This is a genomic window from Paenibacillus sp. LBL, assembly GCF_029893715.1.
GTDB lineage: Bacteria > Bacillota > Bacilli > Paenibacillales > Paenibacillaceae > Paenibacillus_AQ > Paenibacillus_AQ glucanolyticus.
Map to the genome: position 1 here is coordinate 79,434 of NZ_JARXYU010000019.1, position 22,883 is coordinate 102,316.

Sequence of the window (22,883 nt, forward strand, 5' to 3'; positions counted from 1 at the left end):
CCTTACTTTAAATCGATTACACGTTCCGGGAATGCTTCTCTTACCAAATCCAAATTCAATTTATCGTTCAGCTCAAAATCTTGCTCGATCATCCCGTTAGCTACCATATAATCCTTCTGTCCCTGTAATCCTGCATAGGCCTTATCCGTAAATCCAAGCTTCCATGGATTCTTTGGCAGATCCTTTAAGGTGGCTTCTCTCGGCTGCTTGACTTCCTCATACATGATGTCGGCGGTTTCCTCCGGATGGGCCTGGGCATAAATCGATGCTTCATCCAGCGCCTTCAGAAACTGGACGAAAACTTCCCTATGGCCCTCCAGCAGCTCGTTTGAAGCGATCAGTCCTGTTCCGAGCCGTACCGGGGTCTTCGACATATCCGACAGCTCTTTCGCTTCCGCAAGTGCGCCAAACTTCTCGTTCAGCACTGCACCGTATACCCAAGCCGCGTCAATCTCGCCTTTTTTGAGCGCTACGTAGGCTTCGTCAAACCCTCCTTGTCCGATTAACTCCACATCGGACAGGGCAACCCCGTTTTCCCCAAGGTAAACGTCCCATAGATAAGGCACGAACGTCCCCCTGGAGAAGCTTAGCTTTTTACCCTTCAGGTCAGCTGCACTGCCGATTTCTTGACGAACGAACAGCTTCCATTCACTTGCACTCAGATCCGTCGCTGTCCCGGATGAAGCGAATATCGAGTAATCGCCTTTGCTAACAGCATTCAGAAGTGGAAAATCAGCTCCGAATGCCACGTCCACCTGCTTGATGAATAAGGAGTTAACGCCTTCTGCCGGCGTGGCGAAGTTTACCAGTTCCGCATCAATTCCATGCTTCTCGAAGATCCCTTTGTTTTTTGCCACCCGAAATACGGTATTTGTGGAGATATCGGCGATTTTCAGTTTGAGGCGTCTTCCTTGCTGATCGCCTGAGGCGTTTCCGCAAGCACCAAGTACGCTGGTGGCGAGAATTGTACCCAGCAGCAGAACACACCAACGCTTCCAAATATGTCGGCTACTATTCATCGCGATCCCTTTCTTTCTGCACGACTTCATCCGTTCGGGCTACGCAAAGCGCGCCTTCACCATACGAGATCGTACCTTCAACCTCCACACTGGTTACGGCACCTCTGGGCGCCGCGCCCGGAAGGCGGTAATCGGCAACATCGATCGGCACGAGTTCCGTTTCCACAGGCAAATCGAGCTGAGGCACCCATTCATATGGAACCCGGTAAGCGCGATAGACCATGTTGGAGTTGCGGCTGTTCTTATAAGGAGAGATATATTCCCACACCAGCTCAAATTCTCTTGTCACTTCGAATATCCGACCGTCTGCGCCTTCGGTTATCAATGTGTTGCCATTCGGAAGCCGCTGGGCCGAACTGATATAGGGGCTGTAGAAGCGATAAGAATCGAGCGGAGCCTGAAAGCCGGCCTCTGTTGGTGTATACTGCCATTCAATCTCCAAAGTGACCGGGTTAATCTCCAGAATGCGGGAATGGTCGCGACGGGCGATTTTCAACCCATCCTCCGATTCGGGGTTTGGCCGTCCATACCCGCCCCAGCCGCCGTTGTCGAAGATCAGGATGTTGCCTTCTCCCGGAAGGCCCTTCGGAATGAGATGGGCATGATGCTGGCCGATGATCCAGCCGATATGCTTGGTTTCCGCGGTTGAATAGTCGGGGCCAAGCCTCCACACGATATTCCCGGTGCTTTTATCAATGATGGCAATGATATTGCTCTCCCGTGCGTCCCAGATGATATTGTCGGGATGGAACCGTTCGTCTCCTGCGTCATAGAACTTGTTAGGGCCTAGCACCGAGGCCGAATTGATGTGCATCCAGTCCCCTGCGTGGGCACCGAAGCCACGGGTATTGGGATCATGGGATAATGCCAGCTTGGCATCCTCATCAAATCCGAGCTCATGGAAGTGGTCGCTGACCGCCCACTCCCAGATTACGTTTCCTTCCCAATCCACTTCGATAATCGTGTCATCGAGCAGCTCAATATCGGATATATCGGGACGCTTCACATTTTTATGTGCCAGAATAAGGGTGTTACCGGAATCCACCTTCGGTTCTTGCCCCGGAACATAATAACCGACGGGATTCCCCTCACGCTGGTAGTCATGATGTTGGCGAGCCATCCACTGAGCCGGATGTCCGGGGTCCTCTATGTATTCATAGTGATCAAACTTCCAGACGATATTGCCGTCCCAGTCCACCTGCACGAGATTGGTCTCATCCTGAAATCCGTATTTCGGATCACGCTCGGATGTGCTGCCAAGGACATAGCCTCCCGGGAACAGCTTATTCGGAAACCCCCGTAGTCCTTTCCACAAATGAACCTCCCTGCCATTCATGTCGATTAATAGCGCACCTGTCTCCGCCGCTTGATAGATCGTGTAACCGCTCCATGCCTTCGCAGGGTTATATACCGTTGAACCTGTTGGATAAATCGTCGGATGTCCCATCGTTCTCTACTCCCTTTCGTTGATTAATGAATAGATTCAATAAGAGGTAAATTTGTTCGTACGCTTCGGATGGCTTACGTTTGTCTGTGAAATGTCTGCGAATGACTTATCAGCTGAATGGGTCTGCCCGAGTACGGGGACCGCAAATCCTTCCAGACGATCATTCAGCTGTTTAAAAAAAGCGATTTGATCGCTTAACTCCTCTTGCGAGTACGCCCCGCCCCGGATGTGAAATCCAGCTGTTCGGCTAACTCGCCCAGTCTCTGTTCCCCATCATCGCGATGTATCGTATTTAGAATCAACAGGCCGGGTAACGAAATGCCTTCCACTGATATTTTGTCGCGCTCCTTCACGAATCTGCGAACCATCCTGCGAAAATGCCAATCGGCTTCCTCCAGCAATGCCCAATCCTTCTCTTCCATGCCGCTCCTCTCCCGGGTCATACACCTCCGTATGCCAACCTATCAGCCTATGGGTTTGTTCTCACTACAACCTGGTGTGGTCGTTATGAATATACAGAAAGGCCCCTATTTACGCTTCTCGCTGCAATCACGAAAAACAGTAAACAGGAGCCTTTGGTGGACCAATCGGCTGATCATATTGTTTAATACTGAGATAATGAACAATCATTTAATGATGGCTAAATGAAATTGCTTGTCGCTTAGATTAAACCAATTAATGACACCTGTCAAGTAGGGATTAATTTTAAAAAAGAGAGGACTTGCTGTTTAAGCGCCCTCTCAGTCAGAATTCGTTCGATTATCTCGATAACAAGCAATGGTTAAATAGGCACCTGCTTTTTTTGGAGCGAGGATGTTAAAAAGCAGCTGCCATGATGACAACTGCTTTGATAACAATCAATTACATCATAGACTATTTGCCAGCCTTCAGTGCCAGCGCAGGTCTTGTTAAGGAATAGACAGCACAGACCAATGCCACTATAACGACTCCTCCGCCTACCCAAGCCGTGCTGGCAACCGAGCCGCCCTGTTCCAATACGAGCCCTCCGATTGCTGATCCCATCGCGATTCCTATTTGCAGCGCGGAATTGTTGAAGCTCTGCTGAATATCGGACGAAGCGGGATCGACTTGAATCAGGTAATTTTGCAGTGGCGGAGCCAGGCTCCAGCTTAATGCTCCCCATACCATCATCACGACTAAAAATACACCAATCGAGAACGTTGAGAAGGGCAGCAGGAACAGCACCAGGATAAAAGAAGTGATGATAATCACGATACTCTTGTGTGATCCGATCCGATCGGCAAGTGCGCCTCCGAACGCCCCGCCTCCAACGGCCGACAGTCCGAACAGGAAGTAACAGATACTGATCCAGTACGGAGTCAAGCCGAGTTCCGATTCGAGAAATGGCGTAAAATAAGCGTAAATGGTGTAATGCCCTGCCAGCATAAACAAGGTCGCCAGATGGGCACCAGCGATTTTGGACTTGCCCAGCGCTTTGATCTGCTGAGACAACGGTATTACATTTTCAGGCTTGATCCGATCCAGGAACATATAGATCAGCACCATGGAACCGATGGACAGAATGCCGATGCCAAGGAACAATACTCTCCATCCAAAAGCTTCACTGATTAAAATACCGAGCGGCACCCCGAGCACCAATGACGAGCTAATCCCCATATAGATAACGCCCAGTGCTTTTGCCCGGTGTGCGGGTTCAACGACTTTAGCTGTAATCGTAAGCGATAAGACGATGATAAGAGCAGTACTCATAGCAGTTAATATTCTGGCACCCATCAGCAGCACAAAGTTCGGGCTCACGTACGCCAGCAAGTTACCGATGAAGAATACAAATAAGGAAATGATATAGAGCCGTTTGCGTTCCACCTTTGCCGTAAGTGCAAGGAGAACCGGTCCCGAAATCGCATAGACCAATGCGAATACCGTAATCAATTGCCCTGCCGTGCCAAGCGAAATGTTTAAATCATCTGCAATCAGCGGCAGAATTCCGCCAACAATAAGTTCTACCAATCCCACGGATATGGTTGAAATCGCTAGAATTAATACTTTCAGATTCATCTGGAATGAAATCCCCTTTCTTCGAAGTCATATTTGCTTATAGTCAACCAAAAAAAATAAATCCCGATTACAAAAAATGAGATACATTTTCTGTAATCAGGATTTTACGGTTCCTGGTAGAGACCCTCAGACCATATTAATGAGGTTATACATTCAAATTCAAATATTCAGTTCCGTTGCGCAACAATCGATGATTAATTTATCATATCCCTTACAACATAGTCAAGCCCAATTAGGATTCCAGCAAACCTCCCAGAGATGTCCGTCCGGATCGAGAAAATGACCGGAGTATCCTCCCCAGAATGTGTCTTGTGCCGGCACGGTAATCGCAGCTCCCGCCCTTTTGGCTTGCTCCATCACCTCATCCACTTCTTCCTTGCTGCCCACATTGTGTCCGATGGTTAACTCTGAGGAACTCACAGGAGACAAAGGAACATTCGCTTCAATCGACAGGTCTTTGCGATTCCATATCGCCAGCTTCACGCCCGCCTGCAGGTCAAAGAACGCTACCGCTCCATGCTCAAATTCAGTCCCCATGATCCCTTCGGTCGGAAGACCGAGCCCATCCCGATAAAACTTTAGTGAGCGCTCAAGATCATCAACGCCAAGTGTCAATACGGATATGCTTGCTCTCATTTTGCATGACCTCCTGTACATCATTATCATAACCTCTTACTCATTTTCGTTGATTTAGGCAATAAAGGATTGTAAAAAACGGACATCCTTGAAGCTTTCACACCTTCATTTCTATCCCTTAGGGCATAAATGCCTGTTTTGGTGACATGCCGTATAAACGCTTGAAGCTGTTAATAAAATGAGGCTGATCATAGTAGCCGTATTGTGCAGCGATTTCGGGAAACCGGGTGGGTTTGGTCCGGCGCATCTCCTGCAGCAAATTTTGAAATCGAATAATATCCGTCATTTCCTTCGGACTGACTCCCAGTTCCTTCTGGAACGTTCTTCGTATGTTTCTCTCGCTATAATTAAGCTTGTCGGCCAAGTCATGAATCGTCATTCTTCCTCTTGCCGCGTACAAATACTGCATGCCATGCTTCAGCAGCGGCTCGGAACGGACATGATTCAGTCTGATGACGTTCAATAAAAACGTTTCAATCAGTTCGATCCTGCGTAAGTATTATAGCTTCATAACCGGACATCAGACCGGCAATAAATCCAGAGGTTGAGGCTTCCAGCGACTTCAGATTAAATATAATATCTACGCAACCATCCGGAAGAATACGATGAAGACGATGATGTTGAAACGGTAAAACTTCATAATGCATTGTCCAATAACAGGCCACATAAGGAGTCAATGGCCAGCTTGGCAGGTATTCCTGATAGGTATAAGAAGAATCAGCAGATCGATTCTCCAGCGTCGGTGCTTGTACAGGGACATAGTTCCGCATGTGCTCACCCTTTAATCAATAGATTAGCTAATTAACCCGTATGACTTTTTACTCTAGGTCCTTTACGTGGACGGACTCGCATGCTCCCTAATAAACTTCCCGATCCGCTGTGCTGCTTCCTGCAGGGCTGCCTCTTCCTGGACAAGTGCTATCCGCACATAACCCTCGCCTTCGCTGCCAAAGGCATCTCCCGGGATAACCGCTACCCCGGTTGCAAGCAGCAGCTCGCGGGCGAAACGGCGTGAGCTCCATGGCGCCGATGAATTGCGGAACCCCTCTGGGAGCCGAGCCCATAGAAACATCGTGGCTTCCGGCTTCGGTACGTTCCATCCTGCTTCGGCCAGTGAGGCTACCAGGATGTCGCGGCGCTGCTGATACAATGATGCCACGCCATCCTCCTCTTCGCTATATGCCATTGCCTGTTCCAACGCATAAATAGCTGCGGCCTGAATCGGCTTGAATATGCCAAAATCAATGTTGCTTTTTAACTCCCGGAGTGCTCCAACCGCATCTGCGTTCCCCGCAACGAATCCGATGCGGCAGCCGGCCATGTTAAAGCTTTTTGAGAAGGAATGGAATTCAACCGCAATCTCCCGGGCGCCTGGAACCTGGAGAACGCTAACAGGACGGTAACCGTCAAAGCCCATTTCAGAATAAGCAAGATCATGCACCACGAGCACGTTCCATTTTTTCGCCAAGCCCACCAATTTTGCAAAAAAAGCCAGATCCGCCCGCACCGCTATCGGATTCCCCGGAAAATTCAACAAAATAAAAGTCGCTTTTGTCCAAATCTCCTCGGGGATGTCATCCAGATCGGGCATAAATTCGTTCTCTTCCTTCAACGGAAGATACCAAGGAGTTACACCCGCAATCGCAAGGGCTCCCGAATAGATCGGATATCCCGGATTCGGCACAATCGCAATATCTCCAGGATTACATACAGCTTGAGCCAGGTGCGATAATCCATCCTGAGAACCCATTAAAGACAGAAGTTCGGTCTCTGAATCGACTTCCACGCCAAATCGGTGCTTCATCCATGCTGCTGATTGTCCGCGGAACTCCGCGCTTCCTCTTGTACCCGGATATGTATAGTTCTCTTCTTTCAGCGCCTCCTGGCTCAGCGACTCACGAATTTCAACTGAAGGACCAAGATCAGGGCTGCCAATGCTCAAATCGATAATATGTCGTCCTGACTGAAGCGCCTCCAGCCTCCACTCGCTAACCTCTGAGAATATGGAAGAACCCAGCTGTGAGAGTTTGTCCGCACGCCATGATCGCTCCGATGTATGTTTACTCAAGGTTTCCACCTACTCCGTTTTTTCCTCATATTATAGCATGAACCCCATCAGTCTCGAATACCTGCCTGGAGCTGCAGTCGCGTTTGCTGTAGGTGTATTTGCCGTAACGTCACGTTGTCATAGGCTGAATCAAGAACATTGATAGGCATAAAACATCTGGAGTTAAAGCTTCATAATGGAATCCAGCATAGCCCAGACCATACATCATCGTAAAAACAAATACCTTTTCGAAAAAATGATACACTAAAAACGTTTTAATTCGATGGTAAACTAATCCAAAGAAAGGAGGAATTGTACTTTTGCAAACGCTTAATCCAAATGAATTGAAGGGGGTTTGGTCATGTTAAAGTTCAAGTTGAATATGAAAAAGCCGCTGCTCTTTCTATCCATGCTGTCCGTAATATGGAGCGGCTCGGCCCTGAGTTCTCTGCCGATTAAGGCGGCGGGACCATCGGTTGAGGTCTGGATGACTCGCGATAATCTTAGCACTGCTTTGCAAAGGCAGGGCGATATCGTCTTCCAGCAGGACAGTCTCGGTAATCAGCGAACCATTGATGTGAATGACTTTTTGAAATATCAGCAAATGGATGGTTTCGGTGCCTCCATGACCGACTCATCCGCATGGCTAATCAGCCATCAGCTGTCGGATTCGAAACGTGCCGAGGTCATGGAGCGATTATTCGGTCAAAGCGGCATCGGACTCAGCATGCTGCGCCAAACGATTGGCGCTTCGGATTTCAACTGGGAAATGTACAGCTATGCAGATACAGCCTGGGACTGGAACCTGAACAATTTCAGCATTAACCGCGACAAACCTTACATCATTCCCATGGTCAAAGCAGCCCTGACGAAAAACCCACAGATTAAGGTGATGGCTTCTCCTTGGAGTGCGCCGGGCTGGATGAAATCCACCGGTTCCATGATAGGCGGCTATCTGAACCATGATTCTTACGAGGTATACGCACAGTACCTTCGTAGATTCATTCAAAGCTACCAGTCGGAGGGCATTCCGATTTATGCCATAACGCCTCAGAATGAACCGTTGTTTAACGGTTCGAACGAATATCCGACCATGTATATGTCGGTGGATGATCAAACCAAATTCATCCGCGATCATCTGGGGCCTGCCCTTCGCGGCAGCGGTTTACAGACCAAAATCATCGCTTATGACCATAACTATGATCAATATGCGTATCCGCGGGACGTCTTGAATAACGCGGCCGCCGCCTCTTATATTGCCGGCAGCGCTTTCCACCATTACGGCGGGGATGTCACTGCCATGACGACGCTTCATAACCTGCATCCGAACAAGGATATCTGGTTTACCGAGGGAGGCTTCGGCTCATGGAATGACGGCTTTAAGAACCAGATCCGGGAGATGATTAACGTTACCCGGAACTGGTCCAAATCGTACATTTTGTGGAACATTGCGCTGGATCAGAATAACGGCCCTTCCCTGCTCTCCAACAGCATTAACTATGGTATGCTGCGAATTCGTTCGGATGCGCAAGATCAAGTCACTTATAACAATCAATATTATGCGATGGGACACTTAAGCAAATTTGTCGTACCTGGAGCATACAGAGTGGATACCAATACGTATGCTAACAGCCTGGATAATGTCGCTTTTCAAAATCCGGACGGGTCCAAAGTGCTCGTAGTCGCGAACTCCGAGAATCAGAACCAGACCTTCAAGGCCCGCTGGGGCAATCAATCATTCACCTACACCATTCCCGCTGGTTCTGCTCTGACATTCAAGTGGTACGGGGAGACAACCCGGGACGTGATATCGTTAAAAGCATCGGCTAACGGCAAATTCGTCGCTGCTGAGGACGGGGGCAACAGTCCCTTGATCGCCAATCGCGATGCTGTGGGCGGTGCGTGGGAATCCTTTGAACGAATCAATCTGGGCATCGGAAATTATGCGTTTAAATCCATGGCCAACGGACGGTTTGTTGCTGCAGAGAACGCGGGGGCCTCGCCATTAATCGCTCGAAGCGGCTCCATCGGGACATGGGAAACGTTCCAGGTTGCCAGCGTTAGCGGCGGCGTTACCTTGCGAGCTGCTGCGAATAGCCAATTTGTCAGCGCGGATAATGCCGGGGCTTCTCCCCTCATTGCCAATCGGAGCACCGCATCGGGATGGGAAACCTTCCAGATCAGTGTTCATTAATGTATGATCCAAAAAAGCGTACACCGCCTCACAAGGGGTGTACGCTTTTTTTCTTGTTGCGATCAAGACCAGACCTTAGTGCTTCGAACAGAATCCTTCTGATAGTCCGAATATTTCCGTTCAAAAATATCGTACCCCAACTGTTCAGCAGCCATCAGCGGCGATTGGATATCCAGTGCTACCTCACCACGGCTGTTACCTACTCCACGAACTGCCCCAACGAATTCAGAATGAGTATAACGAGCGTATTCCTGTATCTGATGAATAATGCCTAAGGCCGCACCCGGATAGGTTTCCTCCGATGCAAGCGTCAAACCAATTCGTTTGTTAGACATTCCTTCCGATATCACAGACGAATTTTTGTACGAGGCCGCGTAATAACAGAACAAGCGATCGAAGAATGCTTTCATCTGGGCAGATAAGCCATACCAATAGATTGGGGAACAGAATACTACGCCATCCGCCGGGACAAACTCTCCCATGATTAAGGATTCATAGTTATCCTGTATCGAGCATTCTCCACTTGGGAGCCGGCAAATCCGGCAGTCATGAAGAAAACTAGAGATGAAGTCATCTACAAAATGCAAAGCCACCTGCGTGCCCTTCTTCTCGGCCCCTCGCTTAACTACGGCAGCCAGCGCGGCAGAGTTCCCGTCTCGTCTCGGGCTTCCAACAAGCACTAACAATTTCTGGTTCATGTTCTGGTTCTCAAGTTCTGGTTCTCAAGCATCATCCGATCCCATCCCTTCATGCGCGTGGTCTAATTCTATCTTTTAGCATAAGGTCATTGGGAATCGTTGTAAAATCGTTTGTATTCATGACGATATCATTCATTTTGATGACCATGTCGACTTGAAATCTTATTTATAACCGATGCTCCCCTCTGTAAAACACAAAAAACGACTGCGTGAGCAGTCGTTTATCGAATAGTAAATGTACAATTACTTTATCATAGCCATTCGTTGCACGAATCAGCTAAGGTCTGCAGATCTTGGAAGAACAAACTTGCATGATATCCATCGCACACGGCATGATGTACCTGCAATGCGATGGGTAACAACATGCGACCGCCTTGCTCGGCAAATTTGCCCCCGGTAATGATCGGCCGAAAATCGGTGTTCCCGTTCGTCATATTCAGATTGAAACCGCTAAAGCTTGCCCAGGGTATCATCGATATGAAAAATGTATTCGGAGGGGGATTTTCTTTAACGAAGATTCCCTTCACGTCACGATAGCGTTCCATATCCTGCTCATATCGATTATGAAACCGAGAGAAATCATCAGAAAACTCAGTCCATACGCAGGAGAAGGTCTGGTCATCGTGATGAAAATAGGTGTAGCTCGGTGTCATGGAATCCCAGTAACCTAACAACGGTTTGGGATGATATGAAGTTCTGAACTCTACCCGCTCGTTGACCACTCTAGTTACCATGTAAATAAAAGCAGGATAGAACTTTAATCCCCTAGTCCTCAACGACTGAAGCAGCAAAGATACATCAACGTTTAAAGTCATGCTGTACGTGCATTCATGAACGGACGTATAATGCTCGAAATACGGTTTTCTGGGCCACTGCTTAATATCAATCACATTAAAATTCATCGGTCTTATCCCTCCTAAAAATATAAATCATTTCATTTTAGGAGGGTACATCCACTGATTTGACCACCATTCATCACTCCAGTATGGTCCGTCAACCCGACGGAGTCTATACCCAACACTTTATCATTCATCTCTTCATTTTCCAATAAAAAAAAGACCTCATCACTCTTCAACCTGTGACCCGGTCTTGAACCAGGTACAAACTGAAGTGATGAAGTCTTCCGTATGGTGTATTAATGAACCGTGTCTGGCATCTGGGTAAACAGCAGATTGACGGGCAGGTTACTTCCCGGCGCTGCTGTAAGCATAATTTCAACCTTTTGCTCGTAATCACCTGTGCGATACAGAACCGCTTGCTCGCCAGGAGATACCTGTCCGAGGGAATAGATTGGTACAATCGTACCATTCATCATCGCATAGCCAGAGTATTTACCGCCCCTAGGGTTAAAGGAGATCAGTGTATTTGGAGCCACGCGATCCAGCGTGATTTTGTACAAGACGCCGAAGTTGCCTGTATTGTGCGTGATATCTCCGACCATAGGATCCATTCCCTGCAAGTTAGGGTCATCCTGGTTATCTCCCAGAACGAGACGCTGGGATTCCGCACCAACGAGCTCGGAATAACGGATGATGCGTGTTGAATCCGGGTAAGTTCCGCGGTTATGCACCCCATCGCGGTCCAGGATCGGCAGTGTTCCCAGCACCTTCAATGGATCGGACTTCTCATCGATCATAACGACATCGAATTGAATCGGCTGGTCGCTGTACATATCCGAGTAAAGGGAAATAACATGTCCCTGTTTCATTCGGATCTCGCTCAGCTCTGTCATAACCAGCTTCTGTTCACCTGGAGCAAGCGTAACCGATGTTCTCTTCGATCCATCCTGCATGGATTGGAAATAGTATTGCACGGATTTTTTGCCTGCAGCCGTTGCAATCGGGGATGGCCCAGCAAATCCCAGGTAATCTTGTCTCAATGTCACAGGTGTACTGTTCTTGTTCGTTGCAATTACGTACATTTTGACATTCTTGTTCAGATTGTTCACATGGTGAATCATGAAGCGCATGTCTCCAACCGCTGTCTCACGATAAACGATACCTTCTGAATTTACCGTTTCAGGGCTGTTGCTGCGGATCAGCGTGCTGGGCTCATCGTTAAAATCATAATTGATTTTCGGACGGGACGTCACGTTGCCAAGGAACGAGAATTTCTCCCCTTCCGGAATGAAGAGCATATTAAAATCTTCTTCTGTATACAGTGTTTCATTGGTTACATAAACCGTCGATTCATAACTGGAGCTAAGTCCCTTCTTATCGGTAACGGTCAACTTAATGGTATGAACGCCGGGTGTAAAGAAGGCATAACCCTTGTTCTCCCACTTATACGTCAGATCCTCGGTCTTGTCTTGATCATCCGAGCTCTTGTCCGTATACGTGATCAGCTCACCCATTTTATATTCCGACTTGTCAGTTTCGAACATTGCCACAGGTGGAAGATTAGGCTGAATGACCGTGATCGTTTGACTGTAAGGATCACTCCACGTTCCGGTAGAATCCTGAACAGAGTACGTGACTATGTATTGACCTGGTGCATCGAAGATATCCTGATTGCCTTCCCAACGCTCGTTGATAATCTCGCCTTGCACATTCTCAACTTGCGGTGTGTAGGTAACTGTAGTTTCTCCTGCGAAAATCTCTTTAGGCCCTACCGTAAATTTGGCGACCGGCTTGCTAACCAAACTCATGATGACACGTTTACCTACGTTATCCACTTTATACGGGATTTCCAGCGCCTGCGTAATCGCTGTCAGTGGAACCATGAACGTGCTGTTGGTCTGATAGGAAGTCCCTTTCATATCCTTGGATACACCGTTTACGGTATACTTGCTGCTGTCAGTCTTAAAACGAAGCTCGTTAGTTCCTTTTGTGATAACCGTTTCCTTGGTCTTCTTATCGTAAGTGACCTTGAAGCCTACGCGGTCCACAAGAGCACGAATGGGAACATAGGATACTCCCTTTTTGACTTGCATGGGTTGTGGTGCATTGTAGGTGACGCCGTCTTGAATCATTTTTGTGCTGTTAAAAAAAAGAATAAGTTCTTTTCCGCTTGCGACTTGCTGGCTATTGCTGTTGTTCTGGTTGCCTTGCACTTCCGTTGCCGTGGCTGGGTCTTTAACTTCACCGGTTTCCTCAGTGACAGGCACGTCCGTTGTTCCTGTGTTATTCGTCTCTTGAGCCCCTTCTGTCTCTGTTGTTTCAGGTGTCTCTTGAGTCGTATCGTTGGCCCCGGATTTCACTGCGTTAGATGCCGCGGTGTTTTGCTCATACACTTCTTGGGTGACTGGTGGCTGTGTCTTGTCTGCGGCATTTGCATCCGCGCTCGCCGGATAAGCTGCAGCTAATTGGGCAACAGCCAGTACGGTAAGCAATGATCGTTTCTTCAGTTTCATTCCATAACTCCTTCTAATCCTTTTTTGATATTTAATGAGGTCATACTATTAGACGTAAATTTTGGTAAAAAAGTTTCTCTGATCCGTTAATAATATTTAAGATGATGTAGAACTGTGTCACAAACTTAGTAAAAAACCCGTAACACCAATGTGACCGTTACGGGAGAGACTGAACCTATCAGGTCGCAGCCAAATGCTCTTGCCAATTCGTTGCCATTATGACCTTTTTCCCACTCGGTTCATATTGCCATAGATGGACGCCCGTATCGCCAGTAGGAATGAATATCTCGGAATGATAGGGAAGATTCAAGAAAGCTCGAAATAACATCGAGTTCATGCCACCATGGGAAACAATACAGACTCTTTGTAACTCAGGCTTGCTATCCATTGTCGTAAACAGCTTGGATATGAAGTGTTCCGCCCTTGCTCTGAACTGTACTTCAGATTCTCCGCCCTCAATGGCATCATGCCGCTTTCTTCCCCCGGCCGGTATCGGATACTTCATTAATGCTTCATCTCTCAACATCCCACCGATGACGCCATTATTCTGCTCCATGAGATCATTGTCATAGGTTACAGGCACTTGCGTCAATTCAGCAATAGCTGCCGCGGTTTGCTTGGCCCGAATCAAGGTGCTGCAAAAAATCGCATCCAAGGCGTAATTACGCTGAATCCACTCGGCCAGAAGCTGTGCTTGCTGCAACCCGAGATCGGTAAGAGAAAAGTCAGCCCGTCCTTCACACCGATTCAAAATATCCGCTTCCGATTGTCCGTGTCGTACAACCATAATCTCAACCATGTGTAAGCCTCCGTTTAACATCCGCACTCAGGTTTGTTGTTTCTTGCCAACGGCAATCCAGCGCCCATCCACATCCTCAAACACAAACTCATGGTTGTTATAATCCGTCGTGGACAATGGTCTGACAATCTTCACATCCAGGTTCATTAAATCTTCCTGAATTTCGTACTGATTACAAGTAATAAAATACGCATCATATCCGTAGCCATAACGAATCCGATTCGGCACGACTTCAATCTCCGACTTGGTTAACACGATCTCTATGGAATCCTGATAGAGACACACATGCGGTTCTCCTGAATCCAGATAGGCAACCGCACGAAACCCAATCCGCTCATAGAACTCGATTGTTTTTTGAAAATCAGCCGTCGGAAAGATTTGCAAGCAGTGCGTAAAACCTCTATCCATGATCCTATCTCCTGTCTTGTTATCAATTATTTGTCTTTCTCGTTTTCTCGCTTAAAATTCCCGGTCACTTAGCCATGATCAGTTGGACATCTTTAATGTTTGCTTCTTTTCATCTATCCATGTTTTTTGCTGTAGTACCAAACAGATGAAGGATACCCAAGTAGAATGGGTACAAGGCCAATGCAGCCATGGCAATAAGTCCTGTCACAGGGTTAGGTTGATCTGCTGGTTCGGTGATCGGCAGCCATGAAACGAGAATACTGACCAGTATCACGAAATAGGGAAACCACAGGATAAGGGAAAAATAACTTGCTTTACGGCCATCCAGCCAATGCCTGATCAGCTTCGGAAACGCAATGTTGGATACGGTGATGCCAGCCACGCAGAAGGCCAGGATTAGCTTGTTCACATGACTTAACTCCCAACCTGTTACTCGACTGATTCGGTAAACATTGGCCATCAGTTCAATGACTGCGAAAGGGAACATTGCATACAGAAAACTCGAAACATTTAATCGAATGAAGAATCTCATGTACCCAACTCCCGGCAATCATAAGAATTGAAGAATTTATCCCCAGTGGAAAATGATTTATTTCCCTAACTCCTTAATTAGATATAAATTCAGATCATCATCTGCGCATACCATTTCGCCGGGAACAACAGGCACAAGGTTGTACATAATGCCGTTTCCGTCGGGAATGTAACCGCGCCGGGCATAGATTCTTTGTGCTGGACCATAGTCCTTGTACAAGCCCACACCAATTCCGATACGCGGCAGCTTTTTACTCACGATGGTTTCGAATTGTTCAATGATCCTGTTCGCTACACCGTTCCTTCGGTACTCAGGAAATACGTTCAGATCATTGATCTCCGGAATGTTCTGATCTCGAAAGTACGGATAGTCCGATTCATATTTCAAGTGGGCAACTCCGGCCAACTTGTCATTAACAAAAGCTAACATGGTGACTCGAATGCCAATCTGGTTTTCAAATTCACACAGATTATAATACTCTTCCGAACGGTGTATATTTTGCTGCTGGAATCCTTCTTTCCAGGTGCATTTAAGCTCCGTGCTATCTAATACTTTCAATATAATTTCCATACGATGTACCTCACTGATATGTATTTTATGGGAGGAGGCTTCCTTGTCCTCCGGATAACTCCAATACTCGGTTTACAAAATCTGATTTTCCTACCGTATAGCCCTCGCGATCATGCCGAAAGACGGTGGACAACTCTTTCTTCAAAATGGCGTATTCCACAACCCATTCAGGATGATGAAGGAGGGCATCCCGAAAAACAATATGCCTATGCAATTCACGGCTTTCTTGATCGCAGACATATACATGTTGAGCAAGTTTCAATTCAAGCCCATCGCTGTAGGGGACATAATCATCCTTTCTCCCAAAAGCCTCTCGGCCCTCGACGCCTAAATTCCCCTGATGATAATAACCTAGGGTTTCGAGTTTCGCTATAACTGTAGGAAGCGATTTCATAGAATCGATCACTACATCGATATCCAGAACAGGTTTTGCAGCCAGCCCCGGGATGGAGGTGCTCCCTACATGCTCGATTCTCAATACATCGTTACCAAGCGTATGCTCAAGTATGGTTTTGATCTCAAGAAACTTTTTTGGCCATTCCGGATTGTACTCTTCGATGATTACGGGTTTTGGACTCATATGTACGAGATGCCTCCAGTAATTGTGTAATGTGTAACGAACAGGTCTATGATGATTTACCTGTAAGACCGTATTTCAGCCTCAATCGCTTCCGCATCTTGATGCTCTAGCCCATGCAAAGCCTCTTGCAAATGCCGTTAACCTCTATTTTAATAGTTTTCCTGATGTTGGTAAATCATTAAGAAACAATATTTATAATTTTGTCACCATTTCTCTGACAGTATAAAGCACGGTTCCATATAAAAAGCGGCCAAGACACTCGTCTTAGACGCCATTTCCTCCTGTACCATACCAGATCCTATACCGCGTTCCCCGTATACTGGAACAATGTCCCGCCTAGCCCCTATTTTCTTGCCGATATCAATAGAAACATGGGGCGATGGCATTCCTCTCCCCATTCCGGATGGGACATGATCTGTTCATCGGACGGCCCCCAGTCTTCTACATGGGTAATCGTGAAACCCAGCCCTATCATCATATTCAAGTAGGTTCCCATCGTCCGGTGCTGCTTAACAACGCCATCGGCTAACCAGTTCGTCGTACGCATCCCCTCATATTGGTAGTTATCAACAGGCCATGTGTTGTATCCATTTGGATGCTGGATCCATTCAGGACGGATCGATGCGGTGTATATCGGATGCTCAACAGAGCACACCAAGCTTGCCCCAGGTTTGAGTGATGAGTACACTTCCCCCATCAGACCCGACAAGTTCTTAATATAATGAAAAGCCAGGGAGCTGTAGACCAAGTCATACGACTCCGGCTCTAATTCCAGGACCTCCATATCGGCTCGAATATAAGTAATATGAGAATCCTGCGTTTCGGCCCTTCCCCGCGTCAGCATGTTCTCGGATACATCGACCCCTAACACCTTAGTGGCACCGTGTTGTCTGGCCCAGCGGCTGAACCATCCGAACCCGCAGCCTAAATCCAGCACATGAGCTCCGGTTAGATCCGGCAGCATGGATCGCAGGCTCGACCATTCAGGAGCACCATCCAGTCCGTGGACAGATCGGCTAAGTTGACTATACCCTTTAAAGAATTCATCATTATCATATATGTTTTGAGTCATAAACATGAAGCCCTCCCTTCTTAGTTATACCTGATCTAAACTTAGCTTCTTTAGGCTGACAACTCAAGTTCATGTTTAATTCTGAATGAATCAGGATCGCGCGAAAGAAGACATAAAGCGACATCTGATGAATCCGCGTGGGTATCATCGAATGTCGCTTTAATTCTAGAGTTTCATTTTCTCACTCCGAATAATTCTACGGATGGATGGCTCCGTTAAATAATATCGCTCGGATAGGGCTTGAATGGAATCACCCTTCACATAGCTCTCCAGAATCATCTGATTCCGAATATCCAGATCCTTCTTTATCCCGGTTTGCTCTCCCCAGGACTTCCGATTCTCCGACTTTCTCGGAATATAAATATAACTTCCATCAATATAATGTTGAATGGTTTTGACTATGTGTTCAGGCAAAATATCTAGTGCTTTCTCGTATTTCATTCTCCCTGCTCCTATCTACATAGAATCGTGTAAATAGCGAGCAAAGCACTCACATGAAATATAAGCCGCTATGGGTATAGAAGTAGGCTCCGAACAAATCTTTGTTCGCTTATCTCCGTGCTGCTTTGCTCGGAGCCTGATTTAACGGTTTGAACGGTTGTGCTTCTACTATGAGCCATGCATTTCACCTCGCTGAAAAGAATGGGATCGTTCATTATTATTTTCTATTCTAACAAATTCAATTTCCTTCGTGCCAGGTTCAAATAACAACATGGTAGAAAATTGGCAAACATGCCCGTTTGAACCCAGTTGAAAGGTCACGGACGTTTTAATGTTAAACACGGCAATATAAAGTTCAAACTGAAGGTCGCTAACGTGTGTGAGGGGGAACTGCATGGAATTGAAGGTTGCCCGAAGCTCTCCCTCATCCAGCTCAACAACCATTTTGCCGTATCCCGGGTGTTCATAGGCTCCCGTAAAATGCAGTAATGAGAGCGTTAATGGAATGACGAGTGCTTTCACGTCCGGAAGTGTCTCACCCTCTGCTGTCGGCTTAATTTCCACCTCGGATGCTTTCATTTTTTCCAGCGCTTGCGCACTCCAATCCTCTACCTCTCCACCCAGCATACGGTCAAAAATATGATTGGCAATCAGCACGGGAAGGGGGGTGCCATTGAGATTCGATAAAACAACGATACCTATTTGCTCCGCCGGAATAAAGGCGACATGAGCAGTGAACCCATCAATATTACCTCCATGATATACCATGCGTGAACCGCGATATGGCTCGATTGCCCAGCCAAGACCGTAACTCGCCATATTCGTCTGATTCTGATTGATCTCCGTCATGTCACATACCATGTGGGGCGAATGTATAGCTTGCAGCATTTCTTTTGACACGATGTGCTGGTCATCATAGATCCCATGATTTATCTGAAACTTTACCCAGTGTGCCATGTCCTTTATGTTGGAATTAATTGAACCCGCCGGACCTATGGTATCGATGTTGCGGAATGGTATTGGTTTAGCTTGTTCTTCGAGAAGTATGTAAGGCATTGCAAAATCATGCTGAAGCTGCGTCTGATCCACCGAGAACTGACTTGAGGTCATACCAAGCGGTGTAAATATCCGGTTCTGCACAACCTCTTCCCAAGAAGAATCACTTACATATTCCACAAGATATCCTGCTACCATGTACATTATATTTTGATACTGCCACTTCGCCCTGAAATCCTCATTCGGCTCCAGATATTGCAGACGATGTATGATCTCTTCTCTCGTCAGGGCGGAATTGTACCACATCAGATCATGTCTGGGTAAACCGGAACGATGGCACAACATGTCCCTGATGGTGATTCTCTCCGTTGCAAAAGCATCAAACATTTTGAAGGTAGGGAAATACTCCTTTACAGGCTTGTCCAAATCCAGTTTCCCTTCATCCGCCAGGATTCCAGCAGCGAGCGCAGTAAAGGCTTTCGTGGATGAACCGATGGCAAAGATGGTCTCACTTGTCACAGGAAGTCCCTGATCGATATTTCGATGACCATAACCCTCCATCATGAGGATCTCATGATTCTTCACAACCGCAACAGATAATCCGGGAACCTTCCACGCCTTCATCTGCTCTTCGATATAGGTATGGATCCCGTTCAATGATTCCATACCGGTTAATAACTCACTCATATCATCGGCCCCCTCCTTCACGCTTCGTTCATTCGATCACAATGATTTTGTGCAACTTGTAATCTTGGACATTCGACGTGCCCACACGGGATACCTTGTAGTACGGTTACAAGTAACCACTATTCTCTGACGCTTATCTATTTAAGAAGAGAGGGATCAAGAAGAGTTTGGGATGTACGAACCCGGTCCTCGTCCCCTATACGCGAGTCAGGATCGATATGTGGAAAACTTGAAACAAGTATAGTTGTATACGTGACAAAAAAGAAGCCTAAGGATCTATATCCTCAGGCTACGATCAACAACACGATCCATTTGTTTTACACGCTGATTAAATATCTTTACCTAAATAGATCACTGTCAGGTTATGATTCATAACCTTTTCCTTAAACTTGGTATAACCTAATCTTTCGTAAAATGCGAGATTTTTCGTGCTTTTGTGACCTGTGAACAGCTCTGCCCGGTTAACATCACTATAATGGTTCTCAACAGCGTTCATGTAAGCATCGTGCTGTAGGTCAAGTATTGCAGGTAAATCCCCGATTTCTGCTTTGCCGATGGCGATCATTTTTCATGAGCTCCTCTCCATACAGGTCCTTTTTATGGCTGCACAGCCTCTAGCAGCTTCTCATTCAACACACGGAAGGCTTCTTGAATGGCTTCCCTCGGCGTCTTGCCGTATCGTTCCCCTATATGAACCTCAGATTGGCAATGATCTTCACTTGCCTCTTTAAGATAACTGATAAATCCGATGCCGGTCGTATTGTAAATATCCATCAGGATCGGCTCAAGCTGATTCTTGCCCAGTTGAAAGTACACATGGAACATGTTGGATACCGGAACTATAGGCTTAGTGACAACGGCATGACACTGATTAAACATCGCAGCCAGCTCTTTGGCCTCTTCATAATAACGGCCCATCTTCTCTATTCTCTGTTTATAATAGTACTCCGAGCTGATGATATACGGGTACAGACTGACCAAATCACCGCCATGACGCCGCTTCCATACTTTGGACTTAGCCAGGAAATCATTGTCGCCAGCCAGAATGGCTCCGGCAATCCCTCCGATGCCCTTGTAGAACGACACATATACACTATCAAAAAGCGAGCAGATCTCTGCAGCGGTTCTCTGATAATAAGGCGTAATTTCAAACAATCTTGCCCCATCCAGATGCAGCTTTATGCCTTGAGATCGACAATAGGCCGAAATGGCCTCAAGCTCCGCGTAATAGGGTAGCTGCCCTCCGATTTCACGCTGCGGCAGTTCAAGCAGCAAACAAGCAATGTCGCTATTCAGATTCTGAACATCTTCGAGTGTGATCAAACGATCCTCGCCAGCAAGGAGAATTGTCTCAATCTGATGCAGCTCCTTAAGCCCATCCTCTTCGTGAATCTCCAAATGGCACAGCGGGTGATACGCTACCCGTTTCAGTTCGGCTTCATCACACCATATCCGCAGGGCAATCTGCTGCGCCATCGTTCCGCTTGGAAAAAACACGGCCGATTCCTTCCCTAATTCGTCTGCCATAAACTTCTGAAAATCTTCAATAACGGCACCATTGCCGTACATATCTCCCGCCTGAGACCCGTCCACAGGCTGAAATGCCTCCAATAACACCTCGACATTCCTGCGACTATGCCCAATCAATGGATATGTAGTCTCATTATAAGCTTCGCCAAGAGATTTATGTTGTTCGTTCATAAGGTCAGTCACTCCTTCTGTTCAATTGAGTGGATATGGCCGTACCGGATGATGAATCGCCTGCCCCTTAAGCATACTAGATAACGAAACAAGTGAGAATTAAATTAATTTCAATTGAATAATTCCCGGAAAAACTTGACAACTCCTAATTAAAGAAATAACATTAAATATGAACATATGCTCATATTTAATCCATGCTTGTATTACAACCATTTAATCAAAATGTTAACATCATTCATTTGGAAGGGGAGTTTTTGATTATGCATCAACATAACCATCAACACGGACATGATCATAGCCATCATGATCATGCCCGGTCAGGGAATAAGAAAGGACTTCGCATTGCCTTGATCATCACGGTTGGCATCATGATTCTGGAGTTTGTCGGAGGATTGCTGACCAACAGTCTGGCTCTGTTATCGGATTCGGGCCATATGTTAAGTGATGCCAGTGCTTTATTGCTCAGTTTGGTAGCTCTATGGTTTGCCACAAAGCCTTCATCACCGAATAAAACCTATGGATTTTACCGTTTTGAAATCTTGGCGGCTCTTTTAAATGGTGTCGCATTGTTTGTCATTGCCGGATTTATCGTGTGGGAGGCGATCCAGCGTATCGATGACCCTCCAACTGTTGCCAGCGGGAGCATGATGCTGATCGCGGTTATCGGATTGCTAGCTAACCTTCTCAGTGCCTGGTTCTTAATGCGAACGGGTGATGTGAAGAACAATGTAAATCTCCGCAGTGCTTACCTTCACGTCATTGGGGATGCGCTTGGCTCTGTGGGTGCTATTGTCGCCGGGATTGTCATGATTGCTTTCGGCTGGTATATTGCCGATCCCATAATTTCCATCCTGGTATCGATATTAATACTCAAAAGTGCCTGGAGAATCATACAGAATACGGTTCATATTTTAATGGAAGGGGTACCGGCATCCGTAGACCCAGAGGCCGTAACGAAGTCATTGTTATCCATTACAGGGGTTACAGGTATCCACGATCTTCATATTTGGACGATTACGTCCAATTTCGACTCCTTGAGCTGCCACGTTGTTATCGCAGATGACATAGATAGCTTTGATGTTTTACAGCAAGCCATCGACCTTCTGGACACCCAGTTCCACATCGAACATGCCACGATTCAGATTGAGAATACCGCTATCGTTCATAAGAAGAATAAAGTCTAAAGCCCTTCCCTGCGGCAGCCCTGTAGTTCGTTAAAAGGGGAAAATCTGCTGCTCATGTTTACCCTTTTTACAAGTTCGGTGGACCTCCATAATGAAAGTATCAAGACATTCCGCATGGATGAAGCGAATTTATGAATGTCTTGCAGGGAGGTCACATGAACAACGATATATATACGCTGGAGAAGTTACATGAGTATCAACAGACAAGATTGGATGAACTTGATCGTCAGGGAAGATTCGTTATTTATGACGAGACAGGAATAAGCAAATCCCAGCGCGCCGCCAAAAATGTCCGTCTTCTCGATAAGCTTTATGGCTTCTTTCGAAAACGCAGATCACGAAGAAGCCATCATAAATCTTTATAAATCAAAAAGAGCAAGCGAGGATGGGGACTGACCCCATAGCGTGAGACAAATTAAAACACCTTCAAGAGAATGCAACCATGTCGTAAGATATGGAGACAACCTTGGAGGTGTTTTTGCG

Annotated in this window: 23 protein-coding genes, 1 pseudogene and 1 riboswitch; of the genes and pseudogenes, 3 read left to right on the forward strand and 21 right to left on the reverse strand. The window is 46.7% G+C overall.

Annotation, left to right across the window (positions count from 1 at the left end):
• Nucleotides 1-2: 2 nt before the first annotated feature.
• The 8 genes and pseudogenes from M2277_RS27075 to M2277_RS27110 form a co-directional block, all read right to left on the reverse strand.
• Nucleotides 3-1,019 (reverse strand): ABC transporter substrate-binding protein, encoded by a 1,017-nt coding sequence (locus M2277_RS27075; RefSeq protein WP_280756079.1) that lies wholly within the window; start codon nt 1,017-1,019, stop codon nt 3-5.
• Nucleotides 1,012-2,466, reverse strand: a complete 1,455-nt coding sequence (locus M2277_RS27080) for an aryl-sulfate sulfotransferase (RefSeq protein WP_280756080.1) — start codon at nt 2,464-2,466, stop codon at nt 1,012-1,014. Before M2277_RS27080 ends, M2277_RS27075 begins: the two co-directional genes overlap by 8 nt.
• A 218-nt stretch (nt 2,467-2,684) precedes the next feature.
• A pseudogene (locus M2277_RS27085) lies at nt 2,685-2,888 on the reverse strand (MarR family winged helix-turn-helix transcriptional regulator); the annotation flags it as partial.
• A gap of 451 nt (nt 2,889-3,339) precedes the next feature.
• Nucleotides 3,340-4,503: an MFS transporter gene (locus M2277_RS27090; protein WP_006210759.1), complete on the reverse strand. Its 1,164-nt coding sequence runs from the start codon at nt 4,501-4,503 to the stop codon at nt 3,340-3,342.
• A gap of 73 nt (nt 4,504-4,576) precedes the next feature.
• Nucleotides 4,577-4,676, reverse strand: a riboswitch (purine riboswitch).
• 49 nt (nt 4,677-4,725) lie between these two features.
• Nucleotides 4,726-5,139 (reverse strand): VOC family protein, encoded by a 414-nt coding sequence (locus M2277_RS27095; RefSeq protein ID WP_006210760.1) that lies wholly within the window; start codon nt 5,137-5,139, stop codon nt 4,726-4,728.
• Nucleotides 5,140-5,257: 118 nt separating this feature from the next.
• A complete protein-coding gene (locus M2277_RS27100; RefSeq protein WP_228029974.1) occupies nt 5,258-5,602 on the reverse strand; it encodes a helix-turn-helix transcriptional regulator in 345 nt (114 codons plus the stop codon).
• A gap of 10 nt (nt 5,603-5,612) precedes the next feature.
• Nucleotides 5,613-5,909: a DUF6597 domain-containing transcriptional factor gene (locus tag M2277_RS27105; RefSeq protein WP_063479499.1), complete on the reverse strand. Its 297-nt coding sequence runs from the start codon at nt 5,907-5,909 to the stop codon at nt 5,613-5,615.
• A gap of 62 nt (nt 5,910-5,971) precedes the next feature.
• Nucleotides 5,972-7,207 carry an aminotransferase class I/II-fold pyridoxal phosphate-dependent enzyme gene (locus M2277_RS27110; protein WP_481857791.1) on the reverse strand — a complete coding sequence of 412 codons (1,236 nt, stop codon included), beginning with the start codon at nt 7,205-7,207 and terminating at the stop codon, nt 5,972-5,974.
• 340 nt (nt 7,208-7,547) lie between these two features.
• On the opposite strand from M2277_RS27110, the gene M2277_RS27115 reads away from it, so the two are divergent.
• Nucleotides 7,548-9,380 (forward strand): glycoside hydrolase family 30 beta sandwich domain-containing protein, encoded by a 1,833-nt coding sequence (locus M2277_RS27115; RefSeq protein WP_280756083.1) that lies wholly within the window; start codon nt 7,548-7,550, stop codon nt 9,378-9,380.
• 62 nt (nt 9,381-9,442) lie between these two features.
• Here the strand turns inward: M2277_RS27115 and M2277_RS27120 are convergent, their stop codons facing one another.
• From M2277_RS27120 to M2277_RS27180, 13 genes are all read right to left on the reverse strand, one after another.
• Nucleotides 9,443-10,078 (reverse strand): flavodoxin family protein, encoded by a 636-nt coding sequence (locus tag M2277_RS27120; protein WP_152825985.1) that lies wholly within the window; start codon nt 10,076-10,078, stop codon nt 9,443-9,445.
• Nucleotides 10,079-10,329: 251 nt separating this feature from the next.
• Nucleotides 10,330-10,980 carry a type A chloramphenicol O-acetyltransferase gene (catA, locus tag M2277_RS27125; RefSeq protein ID WP_006210764.1) on the reverse strand — a complete coding sequence of 217 codons (651 nt, stop codon included), beginning with the start codon at nt 10,978-10,980 and terminating at the stop codon, nt 10,330-10,332.
• A gap of 233 nt (nt 10,981-11,213) precedes the next feature.
• A complete protein-coding gene (locus tag M2277_RS27130) occupies nt 11,214-13,430 on the reverse strand; it encodes a stalk domain-containing protein (RefSeq protein WP_280756084.1) in 2,217 nt (738 codons plus the stop codon).
• Between the two features lie 178 nt (nt 13,431-13,608).
• A complete protein-coding gene (locus tag M2277_RS27135; protein ID WP_280756085.1) occupies nt 13,609-14,229 on the reverse strand; it encodes a histidine phosphatase family protein in 621 nt (206 codons plus the stop codon).
• A gap of 27 nt (nt 14,230-14,256) precedes the next feature.
• Nucleotides 14,257-14,637, reverse strand: coding sequence for a VOC family protein (locus M2277_RS27140; protein ID WP_006210767.1), 381 nt, complete (start codon nt 14,635-14,637; stop codon nt 14,257-14,259).
• Nucleotides 14,638-14,746: 109 nt separating this feature from the next.
• Nucleotides 14,747-15,169 carry a hypothetical protein gene (locus tag M2277_RS27145; RefSeq protein WP_280756086.1) on the reverse strand — a complete coding sequence of 141 codons (423 nt, stop codon included), beginning with the start codon at nt 15,167-15,169 and terminating at the stop codon, nt 14,747-14,749.
• A gap of 57 nt (nt 15,170-15,226) precedes the next feature.
• Nucleotides 15,227-15,739, reverse strand: coding sequence for a GNAT family N-acetyltransferase (locus M2277_RS27150; protein ID WP_006210769.1), 513 nt, complete (start codon nt 15,737-15,739; stop codon nt 15,227-15,229).
• A 25-nt stretch (nt 15,740-15,764) separates the two neighbouring features.
• Entirely contained in the window at nt 15,765-16,319 is a 555-nt protein-coding gene (locus tag M2277_RS27155; RefSeq protein WP_280756087.1) for a GrpB family protein, read from the reverse strand.
• A gap of 343 nt (nt 16,320-16,662) precedes the next feature.
• Nucleotides 16,663-17,391, reverse strand: coding sequence for a class I SAM-dependent methyltransferase (locus M2277_RS27160; RefSeq protein ID WP_280756088.1), 729 nt, complete (start codon nt 17,389-17,391; stop codon nt 16,663-16,665).
• A 165-nt stretch (nt 17,392-17,556) separates the two neighbouring features.
• A complete protein-coding gene (locus M2277_RS27165) occupies nt 17,557-17,832 on the reverse strand; it encodes a CD3324 family protein (RefSeq protein WP_063479493.1) in 276 nt (91 codons plus the stop codon).
• A gap of 168 nt (nt 17,833-18,000) precedes the next feature.
• Nucleotides 18,001-19,515: a serine hydrolase gene (locus M2277_RS27170; protein WP_280756089.1), complete on the reverse strand. Its 1,515-nt coding sequence runs from the start codon at nt 19,513-19,515 to the stop codon at nt 18,001-18,003.
• 328 nt (nt 19,516-19,843) lie between these two features.
• Complete coding sequence (locus tag M2277_RS27175; RefSeq protein WP_006210774.1) at nt 19,844-20,080, reverse strand: N-acetyltransferase; 237 nt, start codon at nt 20,078-20,080, stop codon at nt 19,844-19,846.
• Between the two features lie 32 nt (nt 20,081-20,112).
• Entirely contained in the window at nt 20,113-21,216 is a 1,104-nt protein-coding gene (locus M2277_RS27180) for a threonine aldolase family protein (RefSeq protein WP_280756090.1), read from the reverse strand.
• 260 nt (nt 21,217-21,476) lie between these two features.
• Here M2277_RS27180 and M2277_RS27185 point away from each other — a divergent pair, with 260 nt between their 5' ends.
• On the forward strand, nt 21,477-22,400 hold the full coding sequence (locus M2277_RS27185; protein ID WP_280756091.1) for a cation diffusion facilitator family transporter: 924 nt from the start codon (nt 21,477-21,479) through the stop codon (nt 22,398-22,400).
• Between the two features lie 155 nt (nt 22,401-22,555).
• A complete protein-coding gene (locus tag M2277_RS27190; RefSeq protein WP_040680731.1) occupies nt 22,556-22,765 on the forward strand; it encodes a hypothetical protein in 210 nt (69 codons plus the stop codon).
• The last annotated feature ends 118 nt before the right edge of the window (nt 22,766-22,883 follow it).

What these genes read in the sequence shown, in the direction of transcription:
- M2277_RS27105 (WP_063479499.1), bottom strand. Translation starts at nt 5,909, where the DNA reads ATGCGGAACTATGTCCCTGTACAAGCACCGACGCTGGAGAATCGATCT.
- catA (WP_006210764.1), bottom strand. Translation starts at nt 10,980, where the DNA reads ATGAATTTTAATGTGATTGATATTAAGCAGTGGCCCAGAAAACCGTAT.
- M2277_RS27190 (WP_040680731.1), top strand. Translation starts at nt 22,556, where the DNA reads ATGAACAACGATATATATACGCTGGAGAAGTTACATGAGTATCAACAG.
- M2277_RS27180 (WP_280756090.1), bottom strand. Translation starts at nt 21,216, where the DNA reads ATGAACGAACAACATAAATCTCTTGGCGAAGCTTATAATGAGACTACA.
- M2277_RS27080 (WP_280756080.1), bottom strand. Translation starts at nt 2,466, where the DNA reads ATGGGACATCCGACGATTTATCCAACAGGTTCAACGGTATATAACCCT.
- M2277_RS27140 (WP_006210767.1), bottom strand. Translation starts at nt 14,637, where the DNA reads ATGGATAGAGGTTTTACGCACTGCTTGCAAATCTTTCCGACGGCTGAT.
- M2277_RS27160 (WP_280756088.1), bottom strand. Translation starts at nt 17,391, where the DNA reads ATGACTCAAAACATATATGATAATGATGAATTCTTTAAAGGGTATAGT.
- M2277_RS27115 (WP_280756083.1), top strand. Translation starts at nt 7,548, where the DNA reads ATGTTAAAGTTCAAGTTGAATATGAAAAAGCCGCTGCTCTTTCTATCC.
- M2277_RS27075 (WP_280756079.1), bottom strand. Translation starts at nt 1,019, where the DNA reads ATGAATAGTAGCCGACATATTTGGAAGCGTTGGTGTGTTCTGCTGCTG.
- M2277_RS27130 (WP_280756084.1), bottom strand. Translation starts at nt 13,430, where the DNA reads ATGAAACTGAAGAAACGATCATTGCTTACCGTACTGGCTGTTGCCCAA.
- M2277_RS27145 (WP_280756086.1), bottom strand. Translation starts at nt 15,169, where the DNA reads ATGAGATTCTTCATTCGATTAAATGTTTCGAGTTTTCTGTATGCAATG.
- M2277_RS27150 (WP_006210769.1), bottom strand. Translation starts at nt 15,739, where the DNA reads ATGGAAATTATATTGAAAGTATTAGATAGCACGGAGCTTAAATGCACC.
- M2277_RS27185 (WP_280756091.1), top strand. Translation starts at nt 21,477, where the DNA reads ATGCATCAACATAACCATCAACACGGACATGATCATAGCCATCATGAT.
- M2277_RS27175 (WP_006210774.1), bottom strand. Translation starts at nt 20,080, where the DNA reads ATGATCGCCATCGGCAAAGCAGAAATCGGGGATTTACCTGCAATACTT.
- M2277_RS27095 (WP_006210760.1), bottom strand. Translation starts at nt 5,139, where the DNA reads ATGAGAGCAAGCATATCCGTATTGACACTTGGCGTTGATGATCTTGAG.
- M2277_RS27165 (WP_063479493.1), bottom strand. Translation starts at nt 17,832, where the DNA reads ATGAAATACGAGAAAGCACTAGATATTTTGCCTGAACACATAGTCAAA.
- M2277_RS27090 (WP_006210759.1), bottom strand. Translation starts at nt 4,503, where the DNA reads ATGAATCTGAAAGTATTAATTCTAGCGATTTCAACCATATCCGTGGGA.
- M2277_RS27170 (WP_280756089.1), bottom strand. Translation starts at nt 19,515, where the DNA reads ATGAGTGAGTTATTAACCGGTATGGAATCATTGAACGGGATCCATACC.
- M2277_RS27155 (WP_280756087.1), bottom strand. Translation starts at nt 16,319, where the DNA reads ATGAGTCCAAAACCCGTAATCATCGAAGAGTACAATCCGGAATGGCCA.
- M2277_RS27120 (WP_152825985.1), bottom strand. Translation starts at nt 10,078, where the DNA reads ATGAACCAGAAATTGTTAGTGCTTGTTGGAAGCCCGAGACGAGACGGG.
- M2277_RS27135 (WP_280756085.1), bottom strand. Translation starts at nt 14,229, where the DNA reads ATGGTTGAGATTATGGTTGTACGACACGGACAATCGGAAGCGGATATT.